Annotated in this window: 24 protein-coding genes; 15 read left to right on the forward strand and 9 right to left on the reverse strand. The window is 61.4% G+C overall.

Going from position 1 to position 26674, the window contains the following annotated elements; translation table 11 throughout:
• Window positions 1–137 precede the first annotated feature (137 nt).
• Entirely contained in the window at window positions 138–926 is a 789-nt protein-coding gene (locus tag ACFPTO_RS23760) for an alpha/beta fold hydrolase (RefSeq protein WP_377715297.1), read from the forward strand.
• 449 nt (window positions 927–1375) lie between these two features.
• The gene (gene amaB, locus ACFPTO_RS23765) at window positions 1376–2875 is read left to right on the forward strand and encodes an L-piperidine-6-carboxylate dehydrogenase (protein WP_377715299.1); all 1500 of its coding nucleotides are present in this window, start codon (window positions 1376–1378) and stop codon (window positions 2873–2875) included.
• A gap of 222 nt (window positions 2876–3097) precedes the next feature.
• On the opposite strand, the gene ACFPTO_RS23770 is transcribed toward amaB, so the two are convergent.
• Together ACFPTO_RS23770 and ACFPTO_RS23775 are read right to left on the reverse strand one after the other, a co-directional pair.
• A complete protein-coding gene (locus ACFPTO_RS23770) occupies window positions 3098–3607 on the reverse strand; it encodes a metal-dependent hydrolase (protein WP_377715301.1) in 510 nt (169 codons plus the stop codon).
• A 750-nt stretch (window positions 3608–4357) separates the two neighbouring features.
• Entirely contained in the window at window positions 4358–5521 is a 1164-nt protein-coding gene (locus ACFPTO_RS23775) for a porin (RefSeq protein ID WP_377715303.1), read from the reverse strand.
• Window positions 5522–6188: 667 nt separating this feature from the next.
• Here ACFPTO_RS23775 and ACFPTO_RS23780 point away from each other — a divergent pair.
• Window positions 6189–6698: a hypothetical protein gene (locus tag ACFPTO_RS23780; protein ID WP_377715355.1), complete on the forward strand. Its 510-nt coding sequence runs from the start codon at window positions 6189–6191 to the stop codon at window positions 6696–6698.
• 10 nt (window positions 6699–6708) lie between these two features.
• Here the strand turns inward: ACFPTO_RS23780 and ACFPTO_RS23785 are convergent, their stop codons facing one another.
• Entirely contained in the window at window positions 6709–7134 is a 426-nt protein-coding gene (locus ACFPTO_RS23785) for a hypothetical protein (RefSeq protein WP_377715305.1), read from the reverse strand.
• Between the two features lie 366 nt (window positions 7135–7500).
• Here ACFPTO_RS23785 and ACFPTO_RS23790 point away from each other — a divergent pair, with 366 nt between their 5' ends.
• Together ACFPTO_RS23790 and ggt are read left to right on the forward strand one after the other, a co-directional pair.
• A complete protein-coding gene (locus tag ACFPTO_RS23790) occupies window positions 7501–8904 on the forward strand; it encodes an MFS transporter (RefSeq protein WP_377715307.1) in 1404 nt (467 codons plus the stop codon).
• A gap of 141 nt (window positions 8905–9045) precedes the next feature.
• Window positions 9046–10779 (forward strand): gamma-glutamyltransferase, encoded by a 1734-nt coding sequence (gene ggt, locus ACFPTO_RS23795; protein ID WP_377715309.1) that lies wholly within the window; start codon window positions 9046–9048, stop codon window positions 10777–10779.
• A 150-nt stretch (window positions 10780–10929) separates the two neighbouring features.
• Here ggt and ACFPTO_RS23800 read toward each other — a convergent pair whose 3' ends face one another.
• Together ACFPTO_RS23800 and ACFPTO_RS23805 are read right to left on the reverse strand one after the other, a co-directional pair.
• A complete protein-coding gene (locus ACFPTO_RS23800; RefSeq protein WP_377715311.1) occupies window positions 10930–11106 on the reverse strand; it encodes a hypothetical protein in 177 nt (58 codons plus the stop codon).
• A 523-nt stretch (window positions 11107–11629) separates the two neighbouring features.
• Window positions 11630–12355 (reverse strand): carbonic anhydrase, encoded by a 726-nt coding sequence (locus ACFPTO_RS23805; protein WP_377715313.1) that lies wholly within the window; start codon window positions 12353–12355, stop codon window positions 11630–11632.
• Between the two features lie 761 nt (window positions 12356–13116).
• Between ACFPTO_RS23805 and ACFPTO_RS23810 the strand changes: the two genes are divergently transcribed.
• Entirely contained in the window at window positions 13117–13515 is a 399-nt protein-coding gene (locus tag ACFPTO_RS23810) for a BON domain-containing protein (RefSeq protein WP_377715315.1), read from the forward strand.
• A gap of 163 nt (window positions 13516–13678) precedes the next feature.
• Here the strand turns inward: ACFPTO_RS23810 and ACFPTO_RS23815 are convergent, their stop codons facing one another.
• The gene (locus tag ACFPTO_RS23815) at window positions 13679–14632 is read right to left on the reverse strand and encodes a LysR family transcriptional regulator (protein ID WP_377715317.1); all 954 of its coding nucleotides are present in this window, start codon (window positions 14630–14632) and stop codon (window positions 13679–13681) included.
• A 116-nt stretch (window positions 14633–14748) separates the two neighbouring features.
• Here ACFPTO_RS23815 and ACFPTO_RS23820 point away from each other — a divergent pair, with 116 nt between their 5' ends.
• The 3 genes from ACFPTO_RS23820 to mmsB are packed head-to-tail and all read left to right on the forward strand — an operon-like array spanning window position 14749 to window position 17530.
• Window positions 14749–15045, forward strand: a complete 297-nt coding sequence (locus ACFPTO_RS23820; RefSeq protein ID WP_377715319.1) for a hypothetical protein — start codon at window positions 14749–14751, stop codon at window positions 15043–15045.
• Window positions 15046–15065: 20 nt separating this feature from the next.
• The gene (locus ACFPTO_RS23825) at window positions 15066–16592 is read left to right on the forward strand and encodes a CoA-acylating methylmalonate-semialdehyde dehydrogenase (RefSeq protein WP_377715321.1); all 1527 of its coding nucleotides are present in this window, start codon (window positions 15066–15068) and stop codon (window positions 16590–16592) included.
• A 47-nt stretch (window positions 16593–16639) separates the two neighbouring features.
• Window positions 16640–17530 carry a 3-hydroxyisobutyrate dehydrogenase gene (mmsB, locus tag ACFPTO_RS23830; RefSeq protein ID WP_377715323.1) on the forward strand — a complete coding sequence of 297 codons (891 nt, stop codon included), beginning with the start codon at window positions 16640–16642 and terminating at the stop codon, window positions 17528–17530.
• 42 nt (window positions 17531–17572) lie between these two features.
• Here the strand turns inward: mmsB and ACFPTO_RS23835 are convergent, their stop codons facing one another.
• The gene (locus ACFPTO_RS23835; protein ID WP_377715357.1) at window positions 17573–18628 is read right to left on the reverse strand and encodes a phytoene/squalene synthase family protein; all 1056 of its coding nucleotides are present in this window, start codon (window positions 18626–18628) and stop codon (window positions 17573–17575) included.
• Between the two features lie 382 nt (window positions 18629–19010).
• Here ACFPTO_RS23835 and ACFPTO_RS23840 point away from each other — a divergent pair, with 382 nt between their 5' ends.
• On the forward strand, window positions 19011–19244 hold the full coding sequence (locus tag ACFPTO_RS23840; protein ID WP_377715325.1) for a hypothetical protein: 234 nt from the start codon (window positions 19011–19013) through the stop codon (window positions 19242–19244).
• A 198-nt stretch (window positions 19245–19442) separates the two neighbouring features.
• On the opposite strand, the gene ACFPTO_RS23845 is transcribed toward ACFPTO_RS23840, so the two are convergent.
• Window positions 19443–19808 (reverse strand): hypothetical protein, encoded by a 366-nt coding sequence (locus tag ACFPTO_RS23845; RefSeq protein WP_296663383.1) that lies wholly within the window; start codon window positions 19806–19808, stop codon window positions 19443–19445.
• Window positions 19809–20347: 539 nt separating this feature from the next.
• On the opposite strand from ACFPTO_RS23845, the gene ACFPTO_RS23850 reads away from it, so the two are divergent.
• Window positions 20348–22312 (forward strand): alpha-amylase family protein, encoded by a 1965-nt coding sequence (locus ACFPTO_RS23850; protein WP_377715327.1) that lies wholly within the window; start codon window positions 20348–20350, stop codon window positions 22310–22312.
• A gap of 19 nt (window positions 22313–22331) precedes the next feature.
• Here the strand turns inward: ACFPTO_RS23850 and ACFPTO_RS23855 are convergent, their stop codons facing one another.
• On the reverse strand, window positions 22332–24191 hold the full coding sequence (locus ACFPTO_RS23855) for a beta-galactosidase (protein WP_377715359.1): 1860 nt from the start codon (window positions 24189–24191) through the stop codon (window positions 22332–22334).
• On the opposite strand from ACFPTO_RS23855, the gene ACFPTO_RS23860 reads away from it, so the two are divergent.
• The 4 genes from ACFPTO_RS23860 to ACFPTO_RS23875 all read left to right on the forward strand — a co-directional run.
• Entirely contained in the window at window positions 24114–24413 is a 300-nt protein-coding gene (locus tag ACFPTO_RS23860; protein ID WP_377715362.1) for a hypothetical protein, read from the forward strand. The two genes, ACFPTO_RS23855 and ACFPTO_RS23860, sit on opposite strands and share 78 nt — an antisense overlap.
• Window positions 24414–24499: 86 nt before the next feature.
• The gene (locus ACFPTO_RS23865; protein WP_377715329.1) at window positions 24500–25153 is read left to right on the forward strand and encodes a peroxiredoxin; all 654 of its coding nucleotides are present in this window, start codon (window positions 24500–24502) and stop codon (window positions 25151–25153) included.
• Between the two features lie 260 nt (window positions 25154–25413).
• Complete coding sequence (gene hutC, locus ACFPTO_RS23870) at window positions 25414–26127, forward strand: histidine utilization repressor (protein WP_296663375.1); 714 nt, start codon at window positions 25414–25416, stop codon at window positions 26125–26127.
• A 377-nt stretch (window positions 26128–26504) separates the two neighbouring features.
• Window positions 26505–26674, forward strand: a 170-nt coding sequence (locus ACFPTO_RS23875) for a hypothetical protein (RefSeq protein ID WP_377715360.1), incomplete at its 3' end; no start/stop codon positions are given.

Below are 26674 nucleotides of genomic sequence, written 5' to 3' on the forward strand. Positions count from 1 at the left end.
TGACCCATTGTAGAAAGCGGGCCTCAATCGATCAACTTACGCTGTGCCACATCCGACGTGTGGCGCGGCAATGCAGTCGGCGGCCAGGTACGCGTCACGTCGGATGAAGACCACATCTCACTCACATTGGAGTCGATATGCCCAATACGTTTCATCGTGTGGGGAATGGATCTCATCCCGTTCTCGTTCTACACGGCTGGTTTGGAGATGCGCACTCGTTCGAACCGGTTGAACCCTGGCTGTCTGGTCACGCATTCAGTTACGTGTTCATGGATTATCGCGGTTACGGCGGAATGCGAGAAACGCACGGCGCGTACACGATCGACGAGATTGCTTCAGATGCACTGACGCTTGCTGATGTTCTCGGATTTGATTCGTTCAGCTTGATCGGTCATTCGATGGGTGGCATGGCCATCGAGCGAATTGCAGCACGTGTTCCCGAGCGCGTACGAGCACTCGTTGCTATTGCACCCGTTCCTTGCGGTGGCATTTCCTGCGATTCCACGACGCGGCGTCTACTCGAGGAAGCCGCGGAGCGCCTGGATAACCGGAAAATCATCATCGACCGAAGCACTGGTGGACGGTTGCCGCCGTCCTGGGTCAATTGGAAAGCGACGTACTCGGCAACGCACTCCTCCAAAGAAGCGTTCGCAGCATACTTCCACGCATGGGCCGATACCGATTTCAGCGATGAGATTGCTGGACAGCACCTGGTGAAGGTGTTGGTGGGAGAGCACGATCCAACGTTCAACTTTGGGTTGATGGCCAGGACGTATCTACGACGGTATCCCCGAGCCACGGTTGACGTCTTGCACAACGCTGGCCACTATCCAATGAACGAGACACCGCTTGCTCTTGCCGCAGCTATTGAATCGTTCCTCGTCGACGCTGCCACCGTTTCTGGCTTTTCCTCAAGATCCGCGTAGCTTTTCCCTTAAATCGGTGAAAAACCAAAAACTTGCCGTGGGCGGGTGCGGCGACGGCTATATTTGCCGCCGTGCCGCCGTGCCGCCGTGCCGCCGTGCCGCCGTGCCGCCGTGCTGGCCAGCGGGCGCATGACGGCGCGCTGGTGACGCGTGCCACGGACGACTGTGGGCAGCAGTGTGTGTCCACAATACGCCCGCCGGGCAGGGCGCCCACGGCGTGAGACTATTCCGCTCTGGTGTTCCCGGTAATCAAACATATGCGCAAATTTCTGAAAGGAAACTCGCCAAAACACGGCCTCTGACCGGCCGCCCTTCGGAGACCGCGCGCACGTTTCAGACCGGCCGCCCCGTGTAGCGTGGTCGGGCCTTTCCCGGCTTGCCGCCTGTCGGGGCCGCGTGTATAGTCGGCGAACCTGTGGAAGTTTCTTATCGGAAATAAAGGGCTCGCTATGGATACATCACGCATTCTTGCCGACCTCGGCATCCTTGAACTGGCCAGTGCGGGCGACGTTGAGATTCGGTCGCCGATTTCGGGTGAGGTTATCGGCCGTGTGTCGAACCAGTCGCCCGCCGATGTCGATGCCGTCATGGCACGTTCGCACGCGGCGTTTCTCAAGTGGCGCAACGTTCCCGCGCCGCGACGCGGGGAACTCGTCCGGCTCCTTGGCGAGCAGTTGCGGGAGCATAAGCAGGCGCTCGGTAGTCTTGTGTCGCTCGAGGCCGGAAAGATCCTCCAGGAAGGGCTGGGCGAAGTCCAGGAAATGATCGATATCTGCGACTTCGCGGTCGGTTTGTCGAGGCAACTGTATGGCCTCACGATTGCATCCGAGCGTCCCGGCCATCGCATGTCGGAAAGCTGGCACGCGATGGGTGTTTGCGCCGTCATCTCCGCGTTCAATTTTCCGGTGGCCGTATGGTCCTGGAATGCGGCGCTTGCCCTTGTCTGTGGCGACGCCGTTGTCTGGAAGCCGTCCGAGAAGACGCCGTTGACGGCGCTTGCCGTCGATCGCCTCATGGCCGATGCGCTCGAAGCATTCGGCGACGCACCCGAGGGCCTTGCGTCGCTCGTCGTGGGTGGCCGCGATGTCGGCGCGAAGCTGGTCGCCGATCCGCGTGCAGCGATTGTCAGCGCGACGGGCAGCACCGAGATGGGCCGCGCGGTTGGCGTGGCCGTGGCGCAGCGCTTCGGCCGCGCGATTCTTGAACTCGGCGGCAACAATGGCGGCATCGTGACCCCGAGTGCCGATCGCGAACTCGCTCTGCGCGCAATCCTGTTTTCAGCCGTTGGTACGGCGGGACAGCGCTGCACGTCGCTGCGGCGGCTTTTTGTGCACGAGAGCGTGTACGACGATACGGTAAGCCGCCTCAAGCAGCTTTACGGCAAGGTTCCGATCGGAAACCCGCTCGAGCCGCGTACGCTGATGGGTCCGCTCATCGACGCGCAAGCCTTCGAGCACATGCAGTCCGCGCTGCAGCAGGCACAGGCGGCGGGCGGCAAGGTGACAGGTGGCCGTAGAGTCAACGTCGATGGCCTGCCGAACGGCTATTACGTGGAGCCCGCCCTGGTCGAAATGCCAGAGCAAAGCGAGATTGTCCTGAAGGAAACGTTCGCGCCGATCCTCTATGTCATGAAGTATCGCGATTTCGATGAGGCCGTCGCCGAGCACAACCGTGCGTCGCACGGTTTGTCCTCGTGCGTGTTCACCACCGATCTGCGCGAAGCCGAACGTTTCGTATCGGCATCGGGCAGCGATTGCGGCATTGCGAACGTGAACATCGGGCCGAGCGGTGCGGAAATCGGCGGGGCCTTCGGAGGCGAAAAGGAGACCGGCGGTGGCCGGGAGTCGGGATCGGACGCCTGGAAGGGTTACATGCGTCGCGCCACCAACACCGTCAACTATTCGACGGCGCTGCCGTTGGCACAGGGGATCGACTTCAGACTCGACTGAGCGGCATGGTTTTCCAATAACGGCGTCGCTGTCTCAGGCGACGCCCGAAGGCCACGCCCAACCCGCGATCTGGTTGTGGCGTGTGCTCGTCCTGTGCGAATTATTTTCCCGCGTGACCGACCGATGGTGCGCGCTCCCGAGCGTGCCGATGCCAACGGACGCCTGGGCAGTGCAATGCTGCCGTTGCGCAGGCATCGATCCACAGAATTCTGGCGCGACGCGTCACGAGATCAAACGCCGCAACGGGGCAAGCGGCCAGTCATGCGGCATTCCATGTACGGCGAAGAACCACGCAGCCACCCAGGAAGCGGCCACGACAATGAGATCGCAGCGCCCGCTTTTCCACCAGTTCAGCGAATGCCGCTGGATGATCCACGGCACGCCGAGCGGATTAGGCCAGTCCGCGAACAGATGCATGACGCCGCCGCAGGCGAAGCCGAACGTCAGCGCGGCTATCGGCAGATGCCCGAGCCGGTGATACGACCAGGCGAGTAGAGCGATCCAGCCGATTCCCCAATGCGTCAACGTGCGATGGGTGATCCACAACCGTCGCTTCTTGCTCCACCAGGCCACTTCGAGCCAGTCGGGCGCCGATCCGCCCGCCACGCCCCCGATGAACGTCAGGGCGACATAGAGATGCCATGGGCCGTCCGCATGCAGGTGCGTGACGATGGCCGCGGCGATGACGCCGGCAGCCCAGCCGGTCGCGTGATGTGCGGTGCCTGATGCCATGAGGCGGTGTGCGCGAAGTCGAAAGGGCGCAATCTTCGCAGATGTGGCGGCGTCGTGATAGAGCGAACCGGCGATCCGTGCAGCGACGGCAGTTGGCGCAGTGCTCCGCCGTGCTAATCGAACCCGCCGGATACGCGCGTTGCGTGCGCGAACTTCAGATTGCGCAACGCGCCACGTCGAATCGCAGTTCCGGTTCGGGCGGATCGTCGGAGCGCGAACTTCCATGTATTACGCGGATAGTCGATCCATGGCCGGAAGGCGTTAGTGTGACGTGATACGACTCGTTCGAGCGCGAGCCGACGCTCAGCTCGGTCGCGCTGCCATCCCTCGATTCATGGATTTGCGGCAGCCGTCCTTTAAGGCAGCTCGCGATGGATGAGGGCGAATGTGCCGACGAAACATAGATCATCGGCTCGCCGTTTGCAGCGGCGCCGGGTGGAGGCGTCGTGCTGCAGGCGGCGGCGAGGGCGAGAGGCGATGCGGCGAGGATGCGTCGAGCGAGCGGGTTCATGAGCGGAGCGTTATCGAAATTGGAGCGGTGAATACCACAAAGTATAGGCACTCTTATGGCCCCGCAGGCGTAAGAAGATGCAACGGCGCTACGTTCGCGATGCCGCGCCTGGAGGAAACAAACGCACCGGAAAGGAAACACGCGAAAAAAAACGCACATGCGGTTGTGCCGCATGTGCGTGTCGAGACGGTCAGGCAGCCGGGTAGATCACACCCGCTGCACGACGATCGTCCAGTGGCTTAGAAGCGGTGACGCAGACCGACCGTTGCGGCGATCTGGTTGTTGGTCGACGACGGCGACAGCGTGTTGATTGCCGCGACGTTCGCGATACCGCTGCCGTTCGGGTTTTCGCCGAGCGAGCCCGAAGCGTGCTGGTACACGCCGGTCAGGTACACGTCGGTGCGCTTGCTGAGCAGGTAGTCGGTGCCCACCATGACGGTGTGCCACTTCGGCGAGTTGTTGCCGCTGCCGTTGCCGGTCATGGTGCCGTCGGTGAACGTGTACGAACCGACGAACGAGAGTGCCGGGCTCAGGTGGTACGCGCCGTTGATTTCGTAGTTGTCGAGGTGCAGGTTCAGACCATTGAGGCCCGGCAGCGACATGCCGCCGCTCGCGAGGCTCGAAAGACCGTCGATCTGCGAGTGCGTCCACACGAAGCCGACATTCGCCGGGCCATAGGTGTAGTTCGCGCCAACGCCGTAGGTGCGCTGCAGGCGCGCCGAGATGTTCTGGTCAGCCGATGCCGCGCTGCTTGCCGAGCTGAGGCCGCCCGAGTTGTTCGTCTGCAGGTAGGCGGCTGCGACGTTCAGCGGGCCATTGCCGTACGAAGCACCGACGCTCCATGCGCGGCCGTTCGAGAAGCCGTTTGCGTCGTTGCTGAAGCCGTACAGGCCGCCGAATTTGAGGCCCGCGTAATTCGCGCTTGCGTACTTGACCGAGTTCTTGATCGAGAACGATTCTGAGAGATTGTCGTTGTCGAACGGGTGGCCGGCGAGGTTGTTGCCGAAGCCCGAGCCCGTTGCGGACAGCGGCGACAGGTAGTCGACGACGGAGTCGTATTGACGGCCGAGGGTCAGCGTGCCGTACTTGTCGCTTTGCAGGCCGACGTAGGACTGACGATTGAAGCCGGTGTCGCCGTTATGGTAGCGGCCGCTGTTCAGATCGAAGCCGCTTTCCAACGTGAAAAGCGCCTTCAGGCCACCGCCGAGGTCTTCAGCGCCGCGCAGGCCGAAGTAGTTGTAGCTCATTGCGCCGCTGCCTTGTTGCCACAGGCTGTGGCCGCCAGCGTTGTTCGCGTAGAGGATGCCGGCGTCGAGCGAGCCGTACAGGGTCACGCTGCTTTGCGCTTGTGCGCTGATGGCGAATGCGCTGAGAACGCTGGCGAGAATCAGGGTTTTTTTCATGTTTTCTAACTCCGGATAGTACTGGGAATCTCACGAACGCCAGTACAGCTGGCGATTTCGTAGTCTGACGATTCGAGGCCAAGTGTATTCGGGCTATCCGGAGAGATTGCGAGGCATGCTGTAATAATAATTTCTTGAAACTGTGATAAACCCGCATGCCTCACGTAAGTGGCCGCATACAAAGCAATTTTTCTGTTATGAGGTATTGCTGAAATCGTCTGTCAATGGTTATTTTGTTGTGCAGGTGCGACGCTTACGGGTGCTTGCAGGTGCTTGTCCCGCGAACGGACGTTGTGAATACACCGGTTTTCGCCTTTGATTTACCCCGGTTGATGAAAGGTATTCTTCCAGTTTGCGGGCTCGGTGGCTTCACGCTGTGGCGCTACAATTTGCTTGCCCCTCGACCAAGGGTGGTCTATTTTCATCTGTCTTTGCGCGGCCTTCGGGCCGCTTTTTTTTTTGCGGATTTCATTTAAATCGCCGGGGCACCGCAGCGTTGCAAACGATGAAATCCGGCTGATTCTCTCCCGGGCATTCGCACTACATTGATCAGCCATGGATTGCGTGGATGCGGGCGTTCGTATGCGGCTCGCTCGCGCGTGCGGGTAAAATCCTGCGCCTGCCCTCCCTCGACGGGCAGGCCCTGCAGAACCAGACCGAACCCGCCATGACCGATTCTTTGCCTGCCATGCTCCCCGACTCCGGGGCCAATGAACCCGAAGCAATTCAGGATGCGCGCCTGTGGCGCAAGGACGGCTGGACGGCACGCGTCATCAAGAATGAAGACGACGATGGCTGGGCCGTCGAAATGATCAAGGATGGCGAGCCGGAGCCCGCGCTGGTTGGCCCGTGGACCATGGGGCGCGACAAGAAGAATCCCAAGCCGCTCGACACGGGTGCATTCAATACGCTCGTGAAGACGGCGTCGGAGGTGCTGCGCCGTCACGAGCAGCAACTGCATGCATTGCTGCACAAGCGCGTGAGTGTGCGCCATGAAGCGGGCGATATCGATGTGACCCTCGACATCGTCCCCGACGAATACGAACCCTATGCCATGCTGACCGCGCTGGACGCCTATGGCGAACAACTGGGCCAGCAGCGCGTTGCGCCGACGTTCAAGCTAACCAAGGCGTGCGCCGAAGCATGGGCCGAGGGGGGCTTCGGCCGGATCGGCTAGGGCTCGGGCGTCAATCCTGCTGGCAGAAGATCGCGGTCAGCATTGGCCCTGCATGATGGACGATCGCGTTATTGCCGACTTCGGTGAGGGCAGCCTGGACCTTGCTCTGGCTGCCGAACACGACGGCGCCGTACGCCGATCGCGCAATCGGCTTGCCGCTGCCGGTCTTGAAGAGCGGATCGTCCTGCTGGAAGGCGACGATCGCGAATACGCTGAAATCGTAGGCCGTCATGTGCCCGCCATGCGAGGGCCAGAAGACGTTGATCGAATTGGTTTCGACCCTCGAAGGCGCCGAATCGATCAGTTTCTGGCCGATCAGGACGGAGACGAAATCGTGCGCGGATTTCTTGCAGGTCAGCAGTTCATCAAGGGCGGCTGCGTGGCCAGCGAGCGGCAACACCGCAAGCAAAAGGGCTAAGAGGTACGAACGTTTCATTGAAATTCTGGCGAGTGGCCTGCGCTGGCGCAGGCAGCGCCCGGCGGCGCAGGGCGCGTCGCTGGGCGAAGGGTGCACTTTACGCGTGTTCATGCATTTTCGCTCGCGGCACTTTGCCATTCGTGCACCTCAGTAGCCGTTCCGCTTCCACACGATGCCTGCGTTGACCGTCCGGCTCGACACATTCGATTAGGTCAATTAATGAAAGCGTTATGAAAGAAATGCATATTCCGCCGTCATGGCGGCGCTTCGCGGTTTTAGCATTTTATCGGCGGCTCCAATTGTTGCGGTCACAAGCGCTCGTCACAACACGATGACATAATGACAACCCGTCGCACTCAGCCGTGTTGATTGTCGTTTCCGCCCATGCCTCTTGCTCTCGGCACCTTTATCGTCCCGCTCATCGTCGCCTGTGCGATGTTCATGGAGAACGTGGACGGGACGGTCATCGTCACATCGCTTCCGGCGTTGGCCCGCGATCTCGGCCACGATCCCATCACGCTCAAGCTCGCGGTCACGAGCTACGTGATCGGCCTCGGCGTGTTCATTCCAATCTGTGGCTGGGTGGCCGATCGCTTCGGCTCGCGCAACGTGTTTCGCTCCGCCATCGGCATTTTTATGGCCGGCTCGTTGTTGTGCGCCGCATCGAGGTCGCTCGAGATGTTTGTCGCAGCGCGCTTCGTGCAGGGCATTGGCGGGGCGATGATGGTGCCGGTGGGACGCATCATCATCTTCCGTTCGCTTCCGAAGTCGGACTTTATTCGCGCCGTCAACTATCTCACCGTGCCTGCGCTGCTCGGACCTGTGGTTGGACCGCCGCTCGGCGGGTTTATCACGACATATCTGCACTGGCGGCTGATTTTCTTCATCAACATTCCGATTGGCGTGTTCGGCATCTGGCTCGCGCAGCGCCACATCGCGAACATACGTGAAGCGCATCCCGGCCGGCTCGACTGGCCGGGATTCATCCTTTCCGCGGGTGGTGCGTCGCTGTTCATGCTCGGACTGTCGCTAGTCGGCAGCGCGCTCGCTTCATTCGCCACCGCGGTGACAATGTGCATCGTCGGCGCCGTGCTGCTGGCGCTCTACTGGTTTTACGCGCAACGCATCGAGCGGCCCGTGCTCGATCTGCGCTTTCTGCGCATTCCAAGTTTCAATGCGAGCGTCCTGGGTGGCTCGCTCTTTCGCATCGGCCTCGGCGCCGTGCCGTTTCTCTTGCCGCTCACGCTGCAGGAAGGGCTTGGCATGACCGCGTTCGTTGCGGGCTCAATTACCTGTGTTTCCGCGTTCGGTTCGATATTCATGAAGACGGCCGTCTCGCGCGTGCTGAGACAGTTCGGCTTTCGACGCACGCTCATCGTCAACGCAGTGCTCGCGGGTGCGTCCATCGCTGTATGCGGATTTTTCTTTCCGGGGATGCCGCACTGGCTCATCTGGCTGATCGTACTGCTCGGCGGTCTCTTTCCGTCGCTGCAGTTCACGGGCCTCAATTCGCTCGCGTACGCCGATATTCCGACGCAGGATATCGGTCGCGCCACCAGCGTCGCGAGCGTGATTCAGCAGCTGTCGCTCGGTCTCGGCGTGACTATTGCAGGTATCGTGCTGCAGATCTCTCACACGTTGCAGGGCCATCCGACCATCGTCTGGTCCGACTTCTGGCCCGCGTTCCTCGTCGTGGGGCTGTTCTCCGTGGCCTCGATTCCGGTGACGATGCGCATGCCTGCCAACGCGGGCGACGAAATTGCGCGTGGACGGCGCCGGGAAGCCTGAGCGCGAAGCGCGCAGCTGCAAGGTGGTGAAGGTGATAAAGGTGGCAAGGGTGGTGAACGGCCGGATCGCGAACGTTTTATCGACGTGTTATAAGGCCAGGACAGGTCGTTGATTGTTTAACCGAATCATGGAGGAGACTCAATGAAATTGGTCGACAGAACGAAAATAACTGCCGCTGTTGTCGCGCTGGCTTCGCTAAGCGCGCTTTCGGCGAGCTTCCTCGAAATCTCGCCCGCCTTTGCCAAGGAACCGCCGCCGCAGCCGGTCGTGCTGAACGCTTCGGCGGTGGCCGTCGCGGACAAGTACGCGGCCGACGCCGCCGAGCATATCTTCAGGGAAGGGGGCAATGCCGTCGATGCGGCGGTGGCGATTGCGTTCGCGCTCGCCGTGACTTATCCCGAAGCGGGCAATATCGGTGGCGGCGGTTTCATGACCCTGTACGTTCATGGCAAGCCCTACTTCCTCGACTATCGCGAGCGCGCACCGCTTGCGGCTACGCGCACGATGTACCTCGACGACAAGGGCAATGTGATCGCAGGGAAGAGCCTCTACGGCCTTGACGCCGTGGGCGTGCCGGGAACTGTCGAAGGCATGTGGGAGGCACAGCACCGCTTCGGCAAGCTCAAATGGAAGCAGGTGCTCGCACCCGCCATCGCATACGCGCGCGATGGTTTCGTCGTCGACGAGCAGCTCGCCCGGCGCCGCGAAGATGCCTCGAAAGAATTCGGCGGCAGGACCAACTTCGATAACTATTTCAGCAGTATGAAAGACGGCGTTACGTTCAAGCAACCCGCGCTTGCGGCCGTGCTCACGCGTATATCCGTCGACGGTGCGAAGGATTTTTACCAGGGCAAGACTGCCGATCTGATCGTCGCCGCGATGCAAGCGGGCCACGGTCCTATTACGAAGCGCGATCTGCTCGAATACAAGGCGGTATGGCGTCAGCCGATCGAGGCGAAATGGAACGGTTATCAGGTGATTACCGCGCCGCCGCCGAGTTCGGGCGGCATCGGCCTCGTGCAGCTACTGAAGATGAAGGCGATTCTCGCACCGCAGTTCAAGGACGTGCCGCACAATTCCGCGCAGTACGTGCATCTGATCGCGGAGATTTCGAAGCGTGTCTTTGCCGATCGCGCGCAATATCTCGGCGATCCGGATTTTTACAAGGTGCCGGTCGCGCAGTTGATCGACGATGCGTATCTCGCGAAGCGAGCCGCCGAGGTCGATCCCGAGAAGCCTTCCGACACGAAGAGCGTGCAGCCCGGGCTCGGTACGTCGCTGCCGGAAAAGGCGGAGACGACTCACTTCTCGGTGGTCGACAAGTGGGGTAATGCGGTGTCGAACACGTACACGATCAACGGCTATTTCGGTTCGGGTGTCGTTGTTCCGGATGCGGGCATCGTGCTGAACGACGAGATGGACGACTTCGCGGCGAAGCCGGGCGTGCCGAACATGTTCGGCGTGGTGGGTAGCGATGCCAACGCGATTGCGCCGAGGAAGCGCCCGCTTTCGTCGATGACGCCGACTATTCTCACGCGGGATGGCAAGGTTGCGCTCGTGATCGGTACGCCGGGCGGTTCGCGCATCTTCACGTCGATCTTCCAGGTCATCACCAACATTTACGACTTCAAGATGCCGCTGAAAGAAGCGGTGGCCGCGATGCGGTTCCACCATCAGCTGTTGCCGCCGAACACGATTTTCTGGGAACCCTATAAGCCGATCGAAGGCGATCTCGCGAAGCAGATCGAAGCGAAGGGTTATGTCCTGAAAGGGCAGGATTTCAGCGGCGATATCCAGGCAATCCGTATCGATGGCGACACGCCGGAGGCCGTAGCCGATCCGCGAGGCCGTGGCGTGACACGCGTCGTTCAGTGACACAGTGATAATCGGGGCGGCCGGGGCGAGGCCGCCCCGATTATCTGTACTGGCATCAGGAAGGTTTTGCGGAGCGCAATCCGTCGCCGGTGTGATGCGGCGCGGGCCTCACGGCGTACCGCGGCAGCCTGGCGTCACACGCTGCCGCGCCTAGCGCGTATTCGCCGATTGCAGGATCTGCGATGCGCCGAGGTGGATCGCAAGCGCGAAGAAATCGCGCTCGGCGAGGTTGGCCGCCTTGGCGATGGAAAGCGCGCGATGATGGTCGTGCGGATGCAGCAGCAGCGTCACTTCAATCTTGTTTTGCGGGTTCGGCGAGCCTTCCATACAGGGTTCCTTTCGGTCATCGAGTCGTTGCCCTCGCGGGGCGGAGCCCATTGCCGATCGCCGGCGCGCAACGGCGCGCGAGTCGTCCGCCGCGGTGCAAAGTGCGGCTAATAAGACGACCAGGACGAGGAGTGGGCCTGGTACATGTGCATTCGCCGACGTAACGGCGATGACGGGCCTTGCGTGCCGCGAACGGGTGTTTCGCGGGTGCACGCACTACTGCGACGGTGTTGCAGATGAAGCTCGGGTGAGGCAAGGAGTACGGCATGGCCGCGCACGACATCGGCGGCTAACCCCCGGTTTATTTTTATGCTGCGACGCGGGGAGGTCGCATTTGGTACGGGGCGCAGTATAGACGCGTTTAGTGTCAGGGTAAACACCTATTCGCTAAATGATTGTTGCAAAACGGGATATGGCTGACGCCGATGGGGGGCGTGCAGCAATCGAAATGGCGGTTTTCGAGAGCGAATGTGGCGCCGCGCAGGATGCCGCGGCGCCATGCGTATCGTGTAAGGAAGCGGCCTCAGCCTGCTGCGCGCTTGCGCAGCAACCGCGCGCGTGCCTCGCCGAGCGTCTGGAAGTGCCCGAGTGATTCGTCGAAGACCGAAACCTTGCCGTGCCCGATGTCGTACACCCAGCCTTGCAGCGCGAGGCGCCCCTGTGCCACGCGTGCGGCCACGGCCGGATGCGTGCGCAAGTGTGTCAGTTGCAGACGCACGTTTTCCTCGACCAGTGCCGGCACGATCTGATCCTCGCTCAGCCCGCGCGTTTGCACGACGCTGCGCGCCGCCTCGGCATTGCGCAGCCACGCCTGCACGGTCGGCATGTCGGCGGTGGCTTGCGCGCCGGAAGCAAGGCCTTTCATCGCGCCACAATCGGTGTGGCCGCACACGACGATCTGGCGCACGTCGAGTGCGATCACGGCAAACTCCACCACAGCGGAAACGCCGCCCAGCATTTCCCCATACGCCGGTACGAGGTTGCCGATGTTGCGGCACACGAACAACTCTCCCGGGCGTGCCTGCGTGATCATTTCGGGCGATACGCGCGAATCGGCACAGGTGATGAAAAGCGTATGCGGCGCCTGGTTATTGGCGAGACCGCGGAAGAGTTCCTTGCTGCCCGGAAATACGCGATGTGTGAACGTGTCTACGCCGTCAAGCAGGTGCAGCAGATCGCAGCCGCACGAGTCGGAGTGGTCGTCGTGCGAGTGGGGTTGTTCCGGGAGGGAGGTTGCTCTCTTAATCATGAATCGACGCAATCGAATGGCAATAGAGGAAGTTTACGCTTTCGTGACCGCTTCGCGGATTCAATCGGTTCAATTTTTGCCTTGAATTATCTGGATATCTAAATTGCGCGGAAAACGATTCAAACGCGACGATGTTCACCATTACTGAAGCAGGATAGAGCTGATTGTCCGTTTGAGATGGCAACCAGCGCGCAACTTCACGACGACAACGACGCGGTCATCACGGCGATTGTCTGAAGTGCTGACGTAACGCTTGTGCCAAGGTGAGCTGCTGTCATTCGGGTAAAACCCGAGGCATCCCGTGTCAACGTAGTTTGAAGACGCTCGTTACGCATGAATGGCCATGTGTGTATCGCCACGACAACAGCGTCGTGAGGAGCGTGTGGCAAGCCGGAGGCGGAGGCGGCAGTATAGGCCGATGCATGTCATTTTCGCTCGACGAGATCGAATTCGATCCTGGGTTGCCTGATTTTGATTCATCTGTTGATTGGACTCGTACACGCGGTGATGCGAAAAGGGGGATGTGGCACGTTTCGCTTCACAGTTCGGACAATTGGAGTATCGTTGTTCCGCAATGCGGTGATGGCGACCCGAAATCGCGGGTAAAGCCGTCGCTCCACTAGAAAGGCGTTCGAGTGTGACTGGCACGATAGCGGGGCATACTCGCTGTCGCGCACGATTTTCCGGCAGTGGTGGGTGTAGTGAAGCGGCCCATTCCTGGGCCATCAAGTCGAGAAGATTGTGACAACAGGAGAAACGGCATGAAGTCAATACAGGCGTTTAAACTGGCTGCCGGCACGTTGCTGGTCGCTGCCTCGCTCCAGGTTTACGCTCAGGATGCATCGGCTCCGGCCGCTGCCGCAGAGGCCGCAAGCGGTCCGACTACGCAAGCCCGGCAGCAGGTCCAGGAGTCGAAGGCGCAGTTAAAGGCGGCGCGGGCGGCCAACCGTGCACTTGGCCGCAAGGTCCGCGCCGCACTTGCGCGAGACAGGGGCATCGCCGTCGCCAACATCACGGTGCGCGCGAAGGACGGCGCAGTTATCCTGCAAGGTACTGTGCCGGCGCAACCGCAGATCGACCGCGCAACAGAGGTTGCCAAGGGCGTCGCAGGTGTGACTTCAGTGAAGAACGCGCTGACAATCCGTCCGGTCGGAACCTGATCGGCGATTCGCCCGCATGCGCCGGCTGCGCTTTGCAGCCGGTTCGTGCCGGATACAAAGATGCGTTTCGATGCATCTTCCAGACCGCACATGCAAGCGGTGCGCCGCACCGCACAACATGTGCGGTTTTTTCATGTCCGGCGTTTATCTGCTGCTTTTCGGCTTAGGGTTCGACGTAGCGCATTTGCGTCGATTCCCCCATCAGCAGCGGACCGTTCGCATCGGCCGCGGCACGCAGGTAATCCCACAGCGATGTGACCCGCCGCAGTTTGCGCAGTTCTTCGCGGCTGCATAGCCAGAACCGTCGCGTCACCATGATCTCGTCGGGCAGGATGGGCACGAGCCGCGCGTCGGGTTCGGCCATGAAGCACGGCAGGATCGCAAGCGCAGTGCCTTGCACGGCTGCGTGATATTGCGCAATTACGCTCGTGCTGCACAAATTCGCCGTGACGTTCGGCGCAGTGCGTTCGAGATAAAGCAGTTCGCCGCTGAACGCGAGATCGGCGACATAGTTGATGAATGCGTGATGCCGCAGATCTGCAGCCGAGCGGATGGGCGCGTTCTGTTCCACGTATTCGGGCGTGCCATAGAGCCGGAGCCGGTAATCGCAAAGTTTCGTATAGACGTACTGTCCGCGTTCGGGGCGCTCCAGCATGATCGCGAGATCGGCTTCACGCTTGGAGAGGCTGACGAAATGCGGCACCGGCAGCAAATCGATCGACATGTCCGGGTGCTTGCCCGTGAATCGCGCCAGTTGCGGCGCGAGAAAAAAACAACCGAATCCTTCCGTCGAACCTACCCGTACATGGCCCGAAAGCGACTGCGCACCGAGCGCAAACTGCTCGCTCGCCGATTGCACCGTGGTCTCCACCGCGTCCGCGTAGGCCAGAAGCCGCTGCCCTTCGGCGGTGAGTACGAAGCCGCCTGCGCGCGACTTGTCGAACAGCACGGTGCCGAGCGCCGCTTCCAGCTCACGCACGCGGCGCGCGACCGTCGTGTGATCCACGTCCAGTCTCTTCGCTGCGGCGCTGGCACGCTGCGTGCGCGCTACTTCGAGGAAGTAGCGCAGATCATCCCAGTTCAGTGTCTCCGGTTTGTGCGTTGTGTTTTTTTGCATATCGGATGGGTTTTTTCGTCTCTATACTGTGGATATTCGAATAAATATACTCGTTTGTAGACAGGTCGGCAGCTAATCCGCGACCGGTCCACAAACTATAAGGATGGAGACAAACGATGTACGTGCAGTCGACCCTCGGCGGGGCGGCAGTGGCCGGTCTCGTTCGTGAGAACGATCGCGGTGCGCGACGATCCGTTCGCAGGCGGACACGCGTGGCCGGCGCGATCATCGCGGGGTACGACTGCTTCCTCAGCGGCACGGTTGCCGTTCCCGTCTTCAACAAGATTTTCTTTCCCGGCATCGATCCGATTCCCGGCGCAATTGTGCTGGTTCGCACGCGGCCGATGCGCGCGCTTCACGATCGAATGTTGAATCGTATTTCCGATTATCCGGCTGCGTCCGGTACTTACTAACTTGTTAAAGAGGGTTCAAGATGAACGCAATCACCCAGACGTCGAATGCCCGCGTCTCGACGGTCAAGCTGCTGATCGACGGCGAGTTCGTCGAATCGAAGACGAGCGAATGGCGTGACATCGTCAATCCCGCCACGCAGGAAGTGCTCGCGCGTGTGCCGTTTGCGACCGTCGAGGAAGTCGACGCAGCCGTTCGCAGCGCGCAGGCTGCCTTCGCGACGTGGAAAAACACGCCCATTGGTGCGCGCGTGCGCATCATGCTGAAATTCCAGGCGCTGATTCGCGAGAACATGTCGCGCATCGCGAAGACGCTCACGGCCGAGCAGGGCAAGACGCTGCCCGACGCCGAAGGCGACATCTTCCGCGGTCTCGAAGTGGTCGAGCATGCCTGCTCGATCGGCTCGCTGCAGCAAGGCCTTTTCGCGGAGAACGTGGCGGGAGGTGTCGATACTTATACGCTGCAGCAGCCGCTCGGCGTGTGCGCGGGTATTACGCCGTTCAACTTTCCCGCCATGATTCCGTTGTGGATGTTCCCGATGGCGATCGTGTGCGGCAATACGTTCGTGCTGAAGCCCTCGGAGCAGGATCCGCTCTCGACGATGCAGCTCGTCGAACTCGCGCTCGAAGCCGGCATTCCCAAGGGCGTGCTCAACGTCGTGCACGGCGGCAAGGAAGTGGTCGATGCGATCTGCACGCATGAACTCGTGAAGGCGATTTCGTTCGTCGGATCGACGGCCGTAGGCACGCATGTCTATCGCCTCGGCAGCGAGCACGGCAAGCGCGTGCAGGCGATGATGGGCGCGAAGAATCACGCCGTCGTGCTGCCCGACGCGAACCGCGAGCAGGCGCTCAATGCGCTCGTCGGCGCCGGGTTCGGCGCGGCGGGACAACGTTGCATGGCGACGTCGGTGATCGTGCTGGTGGGCGCCGCGCAGCAGTGGGTGCCCGAACTCGTTGAGAAGGCGAAGAAGCTGAAGGTCAATGCTGGCCACGAATCCGGCACCGATGTCGGCCCGGTCGTGTCGCGCGCAGCGAAAGCGCGCATTCTTGGGCTCATCGAATCGGGCGTGAAGCAGGGTGCAACGCTTGCGCTCGACGGCCGCGACGTGAACGTGAAGGGCTACGAGGAAGGCAACTTCGTCGGGCCGACGGTGTTCACGAATGTGAAGACCGACATGGATATCTACACGCATGAAATCTTCGGGCCGGTTCTCGTGGTGCTGACCGCGGCGACGCTCGACGAGGCCATCGCGATCGTCAACGCCAATCCGTTCGGCAATGGCGTGGGCCTTTTCACGCAGAGCGGCGCGGCTGCACGCAAGTTCCAGAGCGAGATCGACATCGGCCAGGTGGGGATCAACATTCCGATTCCGGTGCCGGTGCCGTATTTCAGTTTCACGGGTTCGCGCGGTTCGAAACTCGGCGATCTCGGTCCGTACGGCAAGCAGGTCGTGCAGTTCTACACGCAGACGAAGACCGTCACGGCGCGCTGGTTCGATGACGCGACCGTGAGCGACGGCGTGAACACGACGATCAGCCTGCGCTGAAACGCTCGCCCCCGCCACCACGCAAGGATAAAAAGGGAGACACGCTCATGAAAATCGGTTTTGTCGGGTTGGGTCACATGGGTGCGCCGATGGCGCTGAATCTGCTCAAGGCCGGACACACGCTGTCTGTGTTCGATTTGAGCGAGCCCGCGATGCAGTCGCTCGCCGACGCCGGTGCGCAACGCGCCGCGTCGCCGAAGGCTGCCGCGAGCGGTGCGCAGTGGGTGGTGACGATGCTGCCCGCTGCCGCGCACGTACGCAGTGTGCTCACGGCGGAGGATGGTGTATTGGCCGGCATTGCGCAGGGTGTGACGATTATCGATTCGAGTACGATCGATCCTGCAAGCGCGCGCGAGTTCGCGGCGCGCGCGGCGGCGCAGGGCAATACGTTTGTGGACGCACCGGTTTCCGGCGGCACGGGCGGCGCGGCGGCGGGCACGCTGACCTTCATGGTCGGCGGCAGCGCGGCGGCCTACGAGAGCGTGAAGCCTGTCCTCTTGGGGATGGGCAAGAACATCGTCCACTGTGGTGACATCGGCACAGGGCAGGTTGCGAAAATCTGCAACAACCTCGTACTCGGCATCACGATGGCAGGCGTTGCGGAGGCGATGGCGCTGGGCGAATCGCTCGGTATCGACCCGAAGGTGCTGGGCGGCATCATGAACACGTCGACGGGGCGCTGCTGGAGTTCGGACACGTACAACCCGTTCCCGGGCGTGATCGAAACGGCGCCTTCGTCGCGCGGCTATACCGGCGGCTTCGGCACGGATCTGATGCTGAAGGATCTGGGTCTCGCGACCGATGCCGCAAAGGGCGTGCGCCAACCGGCCTACATGGGTGCGCTTGCGCAGCAGTTGTATCAGGCGATGAGCAGCCGTGGAGACGGCAAGCTCGATTTCTCGGCGATTATCAAGCTCTATCGCGCCGGGCAGAATTAAGCGCGAGCGGGGCGGCGCAGCGCGCCGCCCCTTTTTTTCGTCTTACGTTTTGATCCGTGCCTCGATGCGCGAGATGAGCCGCCCGAACCACAGGCCGAGCAGTGCATTGGACGGCGCAAGGAGTGTCGAATACGCGAGAATGCGATAGACGTCGTTGCGTTTGAGCTTTGACGCCTTCGCGGGATCGAGCCAGTCTTGATTCGCAACGAGCAGTTCGAGCGTTTCGAGTCCGATCAGAATTGGCCACAGGCACGCGAGCCGCAGCCGCACCGAAAGACGCGGTAGCGCGAACGTATAGTCGATGGCTGCACGGAAATGGTCCAATGCGATGCGCACGAGTTCGAACATGATGGCTTGCGCGCGCAACGATGTGCCAGGCTGCAACAAATCCTCCGCGGTCAGGCCCGCTGGTGCGAGCATCGAGGCCGGCAGATAGCAACGGCCGATGCGCAGATCCTTGCCGCAATCGCGCAGCACGTTCACTAACTGCAGTGCCTTGCCGAAGCGCACGCCGCGCTGCGACATCGTTTCGCGCAACGCGGAATCGAGCGCGCCCGGCAGGTGCAGATACGTCATCGTCGTCCAGAACTCGCCGACGCAGCCTGCGACGAGATACGTGTAGCGATCGAGGTCTTCCAGGGTGTCGAGCGCCGCGATGCGTCCTGAACGTTCATCGGGGAACCTGCGCAAATCGAATTCCATGCCTTGCGTCAGCGTCGTGACGATATCGCGCACGGCAGCCCGATCGGTTTCGCCGAGCTGGGCGAGCACGTCGAGCGCGTCATCCAGCGATTCGAGCAGCCGCTTTTCATCCGATTGCGTCTGCTGGCCCGCCACTTCACCGGCGATGCGCTGGAGCCCGGCATCGTCTCCCGTTGCGCCGTTTATGCGGTCGCGCAGCGAAAGCAGCAGCGCGAGGCGTTGGTCGGGCGGGATCAGCGATGTGTCGGCGATCGTGTCCGCGGCGCGCGCGAGCAAATATGCCTCGCCGACCGGATCGCGCATGCCGGCGGGCAGCACGCGCATCGTGAGATAGAACGAACGGGACACGGCTTTTAGCAACGGACCGAGCAGGAAGGCCCGGTTGGAGTTCGAGATATCGTGCACGAGGCGGCAAGGGGCAGATCAAAGAAGAGCCGCATTGTATCGTGGACGAAGGCGATGAGCCGTGGATGCGTCTCGATCAGACTTTCGTTGAGGGCCACGCCCGGTTCTCCCGACGCGCTGTGCGCATGACTGGCCAGGTCGTTGCCCGATAACAACGCAATACGTGTTTTTTTCGGCTGTGCAGTTAGTGTTTACGCGAGCTTTGCGCCTGGCTTCGTAGAATTGGCTGCATGTTCAACCAAATGCATGCACTGTCCCGAGTCGCAGTGTGCAATCCCCGCAGATGCAAACGCTCCAGAGGTATGAGGTCGCCACGCCTGTTGCAAAGGCATTTCCACACGCGCCCCGCTGTGCTGCGCCACGCGTGATTACCGTGCAGATGATCGTACGCGTGGCGACATCCGAAGCCGAATCCGCGCGCCGGGCGCTGCACCGCATGCTCGGCAGTGCGCTTGGCGTGCATACCATCGATATCGATCGACGTCACGATCTCGCGTGCCTGCATGTCGAACTCGACCGCGCTCGCGTGGGCGAAGCGATGGCGCTCGTGATTCGCACGGTGTCGCGTGCCGAGTTCGGCACAATCCGGCGGCTCGAACGGATGTAGCGGTTCGGGTGGAATGCTGGCAGCGTCAGGCTGACGGCTCCCGCATAAGCAGCGCGCCAGCGATCTGCCAGCGCTGCAAATGCGAGTATGTCCGGGGGAGAAACGCTGCGCCTCCATCAACTGATGAAGAAGGATTCGTAGACTTTTATTCGGGCCAGTTTAATGGCCCGAATGGGTGCGATTGAACGGAGTAACTGCTTAATCGGCAGGGCGGCGGTCGGCCAGCGCGTGTTCACAGTCCTTGAGCACCTGCAGCACGAGCTTGGCCTGATAGTTGAGGTCGTCGGTGTCCAGAATCTCTTCGACAGCGTCGCGCGCCCAGGCAGCATCGACAAACCACGCGTGCTGTTGTGCAATCTCCTGCGCAATGGCCGTGAGTCTTGCAACCGCGAGCCAGTCGGCTTCGCGGCTGTGGCGGTCGAGCCACTTGTGCGCGGCCTGCACGTGAAAGGCCGCATTCGGCCAGCTTTCGTTCAGGTAGTACGCCCCGAGGCTCCCGCAGGTGAGCCAGCAGAGCAATTCCACGCGGTCGCGCGGACTCAGGCGGTGGCGTACATCACTCATGGCGACGCTCGCGAAAATAACAGCATTCGGTTGACGGGTGCGCTCAGGCGTTCGACTCCGTTAGCAAAAAGATAACACGTACCAGGCGAACGCGCCTGACCGCAATCGGGACCGCGTGCAGAGGTGGTTGCGTCAATGTTGCCTGGATGGCGGTAGTGTGCGAATCAGTACTGACACCAGGGTGGAATGGCGCTGCAATGCGGGGTTTCAGTCGATCGAGCGGCGATTAAGCGTCGCTTCAAGCGATTGGATTGCTCGTTCGAAACGAATTGCCAGGGATGCCGAATAAAGAACAATCTGGCAGCGGACAGGTCATTGTGCTGACGACGGCGCCAATGCGATGTCCGTGCGCAGCACCGACACGTGCGAATTGCAGTATTTTTTGTATGTATTGAGGGCGTGATGATTCGTTGAGGTTGTGCGAGCGTGCTTTGCGCTAGCGTATTGAACATGCGTGCATTGGCGTGTCGCCAACCGGAGCGGACCCGGTACCAGGCTTGAACGGCACGCAATCCAGTGTGGCTCGGAGGCATGCCCTCATGCAGACGAATCAGGAAACGGCAAGCGCGGACGCCGGTGCGCCGTGCGTCGAGCGAAGCGGTGACGCATTTACTTTCGGCAACAACGTCGTGGCGCTTGCGTGGCGCGTTGCGCAGGCGCGCGTGGGCGATTTTGTGCTGATCGACCGGATGCATGGACGCACACTGCCGCTGGCGGAACCATTCGCGTTGACGATGGCGGATGGCGTCGTGTTCGGTGTCGCGAATTCCGATCTGCTCGACGTTTTCCAAACGGAAACACTGGTGGCCGATCCCCATTCCGGCTGCCGCGAAGGGCGAAAGGCGGGGTTGCGCGTGAACGCGGTTTTTTCCGATCGGAATCGCCGCTTGCATGTGACGTGGCGCGTGGGGATGCGTGCGGGTGACGCCTGGCTGCGTATGAGCCTCGAAATTGCGGCACTAGACCGCGGCGAGCCCATTGCGGCGATTTCCATGCTGCGTGTGCTGGCGGCTCATGCCCATGTCTGTGGCGACTATCCCGGTGTGCCGGGCGTTGTCGACGACATCTATCTAGGCATCGAAAATCCGCTCGCATGCGTGGAGACGGACAGCACGGGGCTGCGCTTCGCACTGCGCCGCAGTTTGCCGCTCGAACGCGGCAAGCGCATCGTCGTTTCGGCGGTGGCGGGCGTGGCGCGCGCAGGCGAGTTGCGGCGAGACTTCGCCCGTTATCTCGAAGCGAGCCGCGCACGGCCGTACGCGCCTTTCCTGCACTACAACTCATGGTACGACATCGGCTATCTCACGCCTTATACACAAGCCGATGCGCTCGATCGCATCGGCGCTATCGGCCGGGAACTGCATGAGCGACGCGGAGCGCAGATCGACTCGTTCGTATTCGACGACGGCTGGGACGACCTCGGCGGCGACTGGCGTTTCAGCGCCGCATTTCCACATGGTTTCGCGCCGCTGCACGAAGCGGCCGCGCGCTACGGCGCGGCGCCAGGCATATGGTTGTCGCCTTGGGGCGGTTACTGTGCACCGCGCGAGACGCGCGTCGCACGCGGACGCGAGCGCGGCTATGAAATCGTCGACGGCGGTTTTGCGCTCTCCGGCCCGCACTATTACCGTCGTTTTCGTGAAGTGGTCATGGACCTGCTGCACCGGCACGGCGTGAATCATTTCAAGTTCGATGGGACCGGCAACGCCGATTGCGTCGTGCCGGACAGCCAGTTCGACAGCGACTGGGATGCGGCAATGCATTTGATCGGTGAGATTCGCGCAGCGCGTCCCGCGGTCTTCGTGAATCTCTCCACGGGCACCTTGCCGTCACCGTTCTGGCTGCGCCATGTCGATTCGATCTGGCGTGGCGGCTCGGACGATGGCGAGGCCGGTACCGGCAACCCGCGCGAACGCTGGATCACGTATCGCGATGCGCAGACCTGGCGCAATATCGTTTGCCGCAGCCCGCTCTTTCCACTGAACTCGCTGATGCTTCACGGCATCATCTTCGCGCAGATGCATGCGCGGCTGAATGAACGCCATGGCGCGGCATTCCGGCATGAAGTGCAGTCGTATTTCGCAAGCGGCACGCAACTGCAGGAACTCTACGTGACGCCAGCACTTTTACGGAGCGGCGATTGGGACTTGCTGGCCGAGGCCGCGCGCTGGGCGCGCACACGGGCCGACGTGCTGCGCGACAGTCACTGGATCGGCGGCGCACCCGATGCACTTGAAGTCTATGGATGGGCTGCCTGGTCGGCGCCGTCCGGTATCGTCGCGCTGCGCAATCCGGGTGACCGGACGCAGACGTTCGTACTCGATCTGCGGCGCGACCTCGAATTGCCCACGCTTGACCGTGGTCGATTTGCCGTGCGCGATGTTTGGCGCGGTGATGCTGCACATTTGCCCGTGTCGCTCGACGTTGCCCATCCACAGCCGTTACGGCTCGCCCCATTCGAAGTGCGCGTGCTGGAACTGCACGCGCTTGCGCAATCCGCTTGAATCGCGCTCAGGCAATCGCTCACGTGAGCGTGGTTTCCAATGCGACCGGCATCGCCTCGCACTGGTGTAGATCGAATATCGTGATCGTGTTTTCGCCTGGCTTCAGCCATGGCGCCGGGCAGAAGAGCCGCTGCTGCGGACCGATCTGCCAATAGCGCCCCAGTGCGTGTCCGTTGACCCACACGAGCCCCTTGATCCAGTGCCGCATGTCGAGGTAAGTGTCGCCGATGGCATCCAGTTCCAGTGTCGCCCGGTAGAACCATCCTGCCTTTTCCGCTGTTTCAACCGTTTCAACCGTTTCAGCGAGCGAGCTTGCAGGCTTTAGCCGTCCAATATAGTCCGTATCCATCGGCAAAAGCGTGACTTCCCATCCCGTGAGCGTATGCGGTTGCGCGGCGAGATCCTGTAGCGTCACCGATCCGATGATGCCTTTGCGGTCCTCCAGATGCGGCCCATAGTTCACGCGGCCCATGCCTTCGACGAGAATCTCCAGCAGGACGGCTCCGTTCTGATCCGGCACGGCGGGCGGTAATTCCAGCGCCGTGTGCCCGGCGAGCCGCACGGACTGCGCGTACGACGGCGGAACGCGCGTACGCGAGATGCTGCCCGCGTACTGTCCTCCGACGAAAACGGTCGCGTAATCGTGAACCGCATCGATCGTTAAGCGCCCGCCGTCGTAGCCATTCAGCCGTTTGCGATAAAGGGCGAGTCCATACGACTGACCATAGTGTTCGAACGGCATCGGTTCGACGGTCTGGTCGACCGGCAGCGGCGCGGGCAGGTTGCTCCACAACGATGCCCAGCGCACCGGCTGCAGTGCATGGCGGCCCGAGCGGCGCACGGTCGGCAGCTGATCGGGAATCTCGCACAGCGGCGATTCGGGCGGCAGATACGAGCCGATGATGCGACGGTACGCGTGAAATTTCGGCGTCGCCACGCCCTGTTCGGTGATGGGCGCCGAATAGTCGTAGCTCGTAATGTCGGGCTGATAGTCGAGTGTGAGCGGATCCACGTTCGCCCCCGCGTAAAACCCGAAGCTCGTGCCGCCATGAATCACATAAAGGTTGAACGAGAGCCTTTCGCGCATGAACGCTTGCAGCGTCGAGGAAAGATCGTACGCGGTGCCCTGCATCTCCAGGTCGCCCCAATGCGTGAGCCAGCCCGGATAGACTTCACCGGCCATCACGGGGACGCCGGGATACGCCTCGCGCGCGAGGTGTATCTGACGCGCGTCGCCATTGCTCAGTGCAATGGCCCCACCCGGCACATTCGAATGATTTTTCTGCAACTGATCGAGACCGTCTTCCGTGTAGAAGGGCGCGTCGATACCGTGGCGGCGCCATAAAGCGCAGAGTTCGTCGAGATAGGCCGGATTGTGGCCATACGAACCGAATTCGTTTTCGATCTGGATCATCAGCACCGGCCCGCCGTTGGCCGCGAGCAGCGGTGCGACGCGCGGCGCGAGCGCGGCGACGTAGCGCGCGACGGCTGCAATGTAGCGAGGGTCCGTCTTCGAATCCGTGCGCAACCGGATATCCGGCTCAGCCAGAAGCCAGGGCGGGAGCCCGCCCAGATCCCATTCCGCGCAGACGTACGGCCCGGGACGCAAAAGCACCCACATCTGCTCGTCGCGACAGAGGCGGATGAACGCTTCGATGTCGCGATTCTCGCTGTGAAAGTCGAATTCTCCAGGGCGTGCTTCGTGATAGTTCCACATCACGTAGAGGGCGATGGTGTTCATGCCCATTGCTTTCGTCATGCGAATACGGTGCTGCCAGTAGGGCCTTGGAATGCGTGCGGGATGCAGTTCGCCGCTGCGGATCTGGAATGGCTGACCGTGCAGGAGAAAATCTTTACCGTCGCTCGAGAAATCGAACACGGCCGGGCGATGACCATCTGGCGCGCCATGGCCGTTTTCTCCGCTCGCACTCGGTCCTTGATGCAGCGGTGCAATGCCCGCGAGCCGGGCCAACGCTCGTCGATTTGCGATTCGAATATGTTTCATAACGTTCACGATGACTCGAAACGCATTCATCCGACCAACAACATAGCAGGCACGTGCATTGCCCGCATTGCACGGCGCGGGCGACAAGAAGTCTGAAACCGCGTGATCCGCTGTCTACAATTCAACGACATGGAGTGCGCTCTTGAGCGCCCATGTATCTACAACTCTTATGGAGGCTGGCGATGACAATTCGACTAGGAGAAGACGCACCGGATTTCACAGCGGAGACCACCGAAGGCACGATTCACTTTCACGACTGGATTGGCGATCACTGGGCCATTCTGTTCTCGCACCCGAAGGATTTCACGCCCGTCTGCACCACGGAACTCGGCTATATGGCGCGGCTAAAGCCGGAGTTCGACCGCCGCAATACGCGCATTATCGGCCTCAGTGTCGACCCCGTGAGCGATCACCGGAAGTGGGTCAAGGACATCGAGGAAACGCAGGGCGCCGCGGTTAATTACCCGATGATTGGCGACGACGATCTGAAGGTCGCGAAGCTTTACGACATGATTCATCCGAACGCGAGCGGCGGTACGCGCACGGCGGTGGACAACGCCACGGTGCGTTCGGTGTTCATCGTCGGGCCCGACAAGAAGGTCAAGGCCATGCTCGTCTATCCGATGAGCGCGGGACGCAATTTCGACGAGGTGCTGCGTTTGCTCGATGCGCTCCAGCTTAATGCGAAGCACTCTGTCGCGACGCCCGTGAACTGGAAGCAGGGCGAAGACGTAATTATCCCGACGTCGGTTTCGGACGATGCCGCGAAGCAGAAATACCCGCAAGGATTCAGGACGTTGAAGCCGTATCTGCGTTACGTCGAACAGCCGAAGTAAAAGAAAAGAGCGGCGCACGAAAGTGCGCCGTGCTCGTTTTAATCGAGCGACGCGGTTTCAGGTTTTTACAGCACGGTTTGCTGCATGAAGGGCATGGGGGGCATGAAGGGCGGTTGCGCGTTGCGTGATGGCGTGGCGCAACCGGGTGAGCGCGGGGTGATGTGTTACGCATGCGTCAAGGCAACGCTGCCGGGCGACGGTAAAATGAGGGCCGGCCGCACATGGTCGGCCGTTCACCCGTTCATACCCAGCTCGAACCCATGCAAAATAATTCGGCACGTGGCGCGACCTTGCCCGCCTACGAACAAATCAAGCGCTACGTCCTCGAACAGATCGAAAAAGGCGTTCTGGGCCCGGGCGACGTCGTGCCCTCGGAGACGGAACTGGTCAAGGAATTCGGCGTCGCGCGCATGACGGTTTCGCGGGCACTGCGCGAACTGATGGCTGAAGGCGTGCTGAACCGTGTGCGAGGATCGGGGACGTACGTCGCGCCGCGCCAATACGAGTCGACGGTGCTGCAAATCCGCAATATCGCCGATGAAATCGCCGCGCGCGGCCATCGCCATACGGCACGCGTGCTGTCGCTGGCGACGAGCGACGACCCGTCCGCCATCGCGGCGCTCGAACTCGAATCCGGGCCCGCGTTTCATTCGCGCATCGTCCACAACGAGGAGGGCGAGCCGATCCAGTACGAAGACCGCTATGTGAATCCGCAGGTCTTTCCGGATTATCTGGCGCAGGACTTCACGCTGGAAACGCCCAATCACTACATGGTCCGGCTCGCGCCGGTGCAGCGCGCCGAATTCCGTATCTATGCGCAAAAGCCTGATGCGCACGTGCGCCAGTATCTGAAGATGGAAATCGGCGAACCGTGCCTGCTGCTGATTCGGCGCACCTGGGTCGGGCGCCATGTGGCGACGTCCGTGCGGCTGTGGCATCCGTCGTCCCGGTTTCATCTCGCCGGGACTGTTTGAGGCGCTTCGCGCTTCCATTCGGCGCACCCGGCCCACCCGGCACCGGCGCAATCGCGCTCCTTCCGTCCCGCCTGCTCGCACGCCGTCGCCCCGGCGTGCGGCCTTGCGCCAATTCGCTGCGCATTTTTAATTGCTGCTGTACCCATCATGTTGTCTAGCCATGAAGGATGCTGCATTGCCTGCCCATCGGGCCGTAGGTGCTTGATTTTCGCTGTTTTCCAGGGTAATTCCCTACGCTTAAATTACTGAAACGAGTTGTATATACAACTTGGCGGCGGTAGACTTGGCCTAAGTTTCAGCGCCATGCGGGCGCCCACAAAAGGGCGTGCGACTGCGCTGCCCTCAGGACACTCTCTTTTCCGACACGCACGGACGCCATGAACCATCCGAGTTATACCGATCCCCGCCTCGATCCGACCCGCACGATCCGCGCGCCGCGCGGTGCGGAGAAGGTCTGCAAGACCTGGCTTGCGGAAGCCGCCTATCGCATGATCCAGAATAATCTGGACCCGGAAGTCGCCGAGCATCCGCACGCGCTTGTCGTGTA

This window comes from Paraburkholderia denitrificans, assembly GCF_042655705.1.
Lineage (GTDB): Bacteria > Pseudomonadota > Gammaproteobacteria > Burkholderiales > Burkholderiaceae > Paraburkholderia > Paraburkholderia denitrificans.

Bases quoted from the DNA above. Each gene is read 5' to 3' on its own strand.
- ACFPTO_RS23775 (WP_377715303.1), bottom strand. From the start codon at position 5,521: ATGAAAAAAACCCTGATTCTCGCCAGCGTTCTCAGCGCATTCGCCATC.
- ACFPTO_RS23825 (WP_377715321.1), top strand. From the start codon at position 15,066: ATGAACGCAATCACCCAGACGTCGAATGCCCGCGTCTCGACGGTCAAG.
- ACFPTO_RS23805 (WP_377715313.1), bottom strand. From the start codon at position 12,355: ATGATTAAGAGAGCAACCTCCCTCCCGGAACAACCCCACTCGCACGAC.
- mmsB (WP_377715323.1), top strand. From the start codon at position 16,640: ATGAAAATCGGTTTTGTCGGGTTGGGTCACATGGGTGCGCCGATGGCG.
- amaB (WP_377715299.1), top strand. From the start codon at position 1,376: ATGGATACATCACGCATTCTTGCCGACCTCGGCATCCTTGAACTGGCC.
- ACFPTO_RS23760 (WP_377715297.1), top strand. From the start codon at position 138: ATGCCCAATACGTTTCATCGTGTGGGGAATGGATCTCATCCCGTTCTC.
- ACFPTO_RS23860 (WP_377715362.1), top strand. From the start codon at position 24,114: ATGCAGTTCGCCGCTGCGGATCTGGAATGGCTGACCGTGCAGGAGAAA.
- ACFPTO_RS23800 (WP_377715311.1), bottom strand. From the start codon at position 11,106: ATGGAAGGCTCGCCGAACCCGCAAAACAAGATTGAAGTGACGCTGCTG.
- ACFPTO_RS23820 (WP_377715319.1), top strand. From the start codon at position 14,749: ATGTACGTGCAGTCGACCCTCGGCGGGGCGGCAGTGGCCGGTCTCGTT.
- ACFPTO_RS23785 (WP_377715305.1), bottom strand. From the start codon at position 7,134: ATGAAACGTTCGTACCTCTTAGCCCTTTTGCTTGCGGTGTTGCCGCTC.
- ggt (WP_377715309.1), top strand. From the start codon at position 9,046: ATGAAATTGGTCGACAGAACGAAAATAACTGCCGCTGTTGTCGCGCTG.
- ACFPTO_RS23865 (WP_377715329.1), top strand. From the start codon at position 24,500: ATGACAATTCGACTAGGAGAAGACGCACCGGATTTCACAGCGGAGACC.
- ACFPTO_RS23790 (WP_377715307.1), top strand. From the start codon at position 7,501: ATGCCTCTTGCTCTCGGCACCTTTATCGTCCCGCTCATCGTCGCCTGT.
- ACFPTO_RS23845 (WP_296663383.1), bottom strand. From the start codon at position 19,808: ATGAGTGATGTACGCCACCGCCTGAGTCCGCGCGACCGCGTGGAATTG.
- ACFPTO_RS23850 (WP_377715327.1), top strand. From the start codon at position 20,348: ATGCAGACGAATCAGGAAACGGCAAGCGCGGACGCCGGTGCGCCGTGC.
- ACFPTO_RS23770 (WP_377715301.1), bottom strand. From the start codon at position 3,607: ATGGCATCAGGCACCGCACATCACGCGACCGGCTGGGCTGCCGGCGTC.
- hutC (WP_296663375.1), top strand. From the start codon at position 25,414: ATGCAAAATAATTCGGCACGTGGCGCGACCTTGCCCGCCTACGAACAA.
- ACFPTO_RS23815 (WP_377715317.1), bottom strand. From the start codon at position 14,632: ATGCAAAAAAACACAACGCACAAACCGGAGACACTGAACTGGGATGAT.
- ACFPTO_RS23780 (WP_377715355.1), top strand. From the start codon at position 6,189: ATGACCGATTCTTTGCCTGCCATGCTCCCCGACTCCGGGGCCAATGAA.
- ACFPTO_RS23810 (WP_377715315.1), top strand. From the start codon at position 13,117: ATGAAGTCAATACAGGCGTTTAAACTGGCTGCCGGCACGTTGCTGGTC.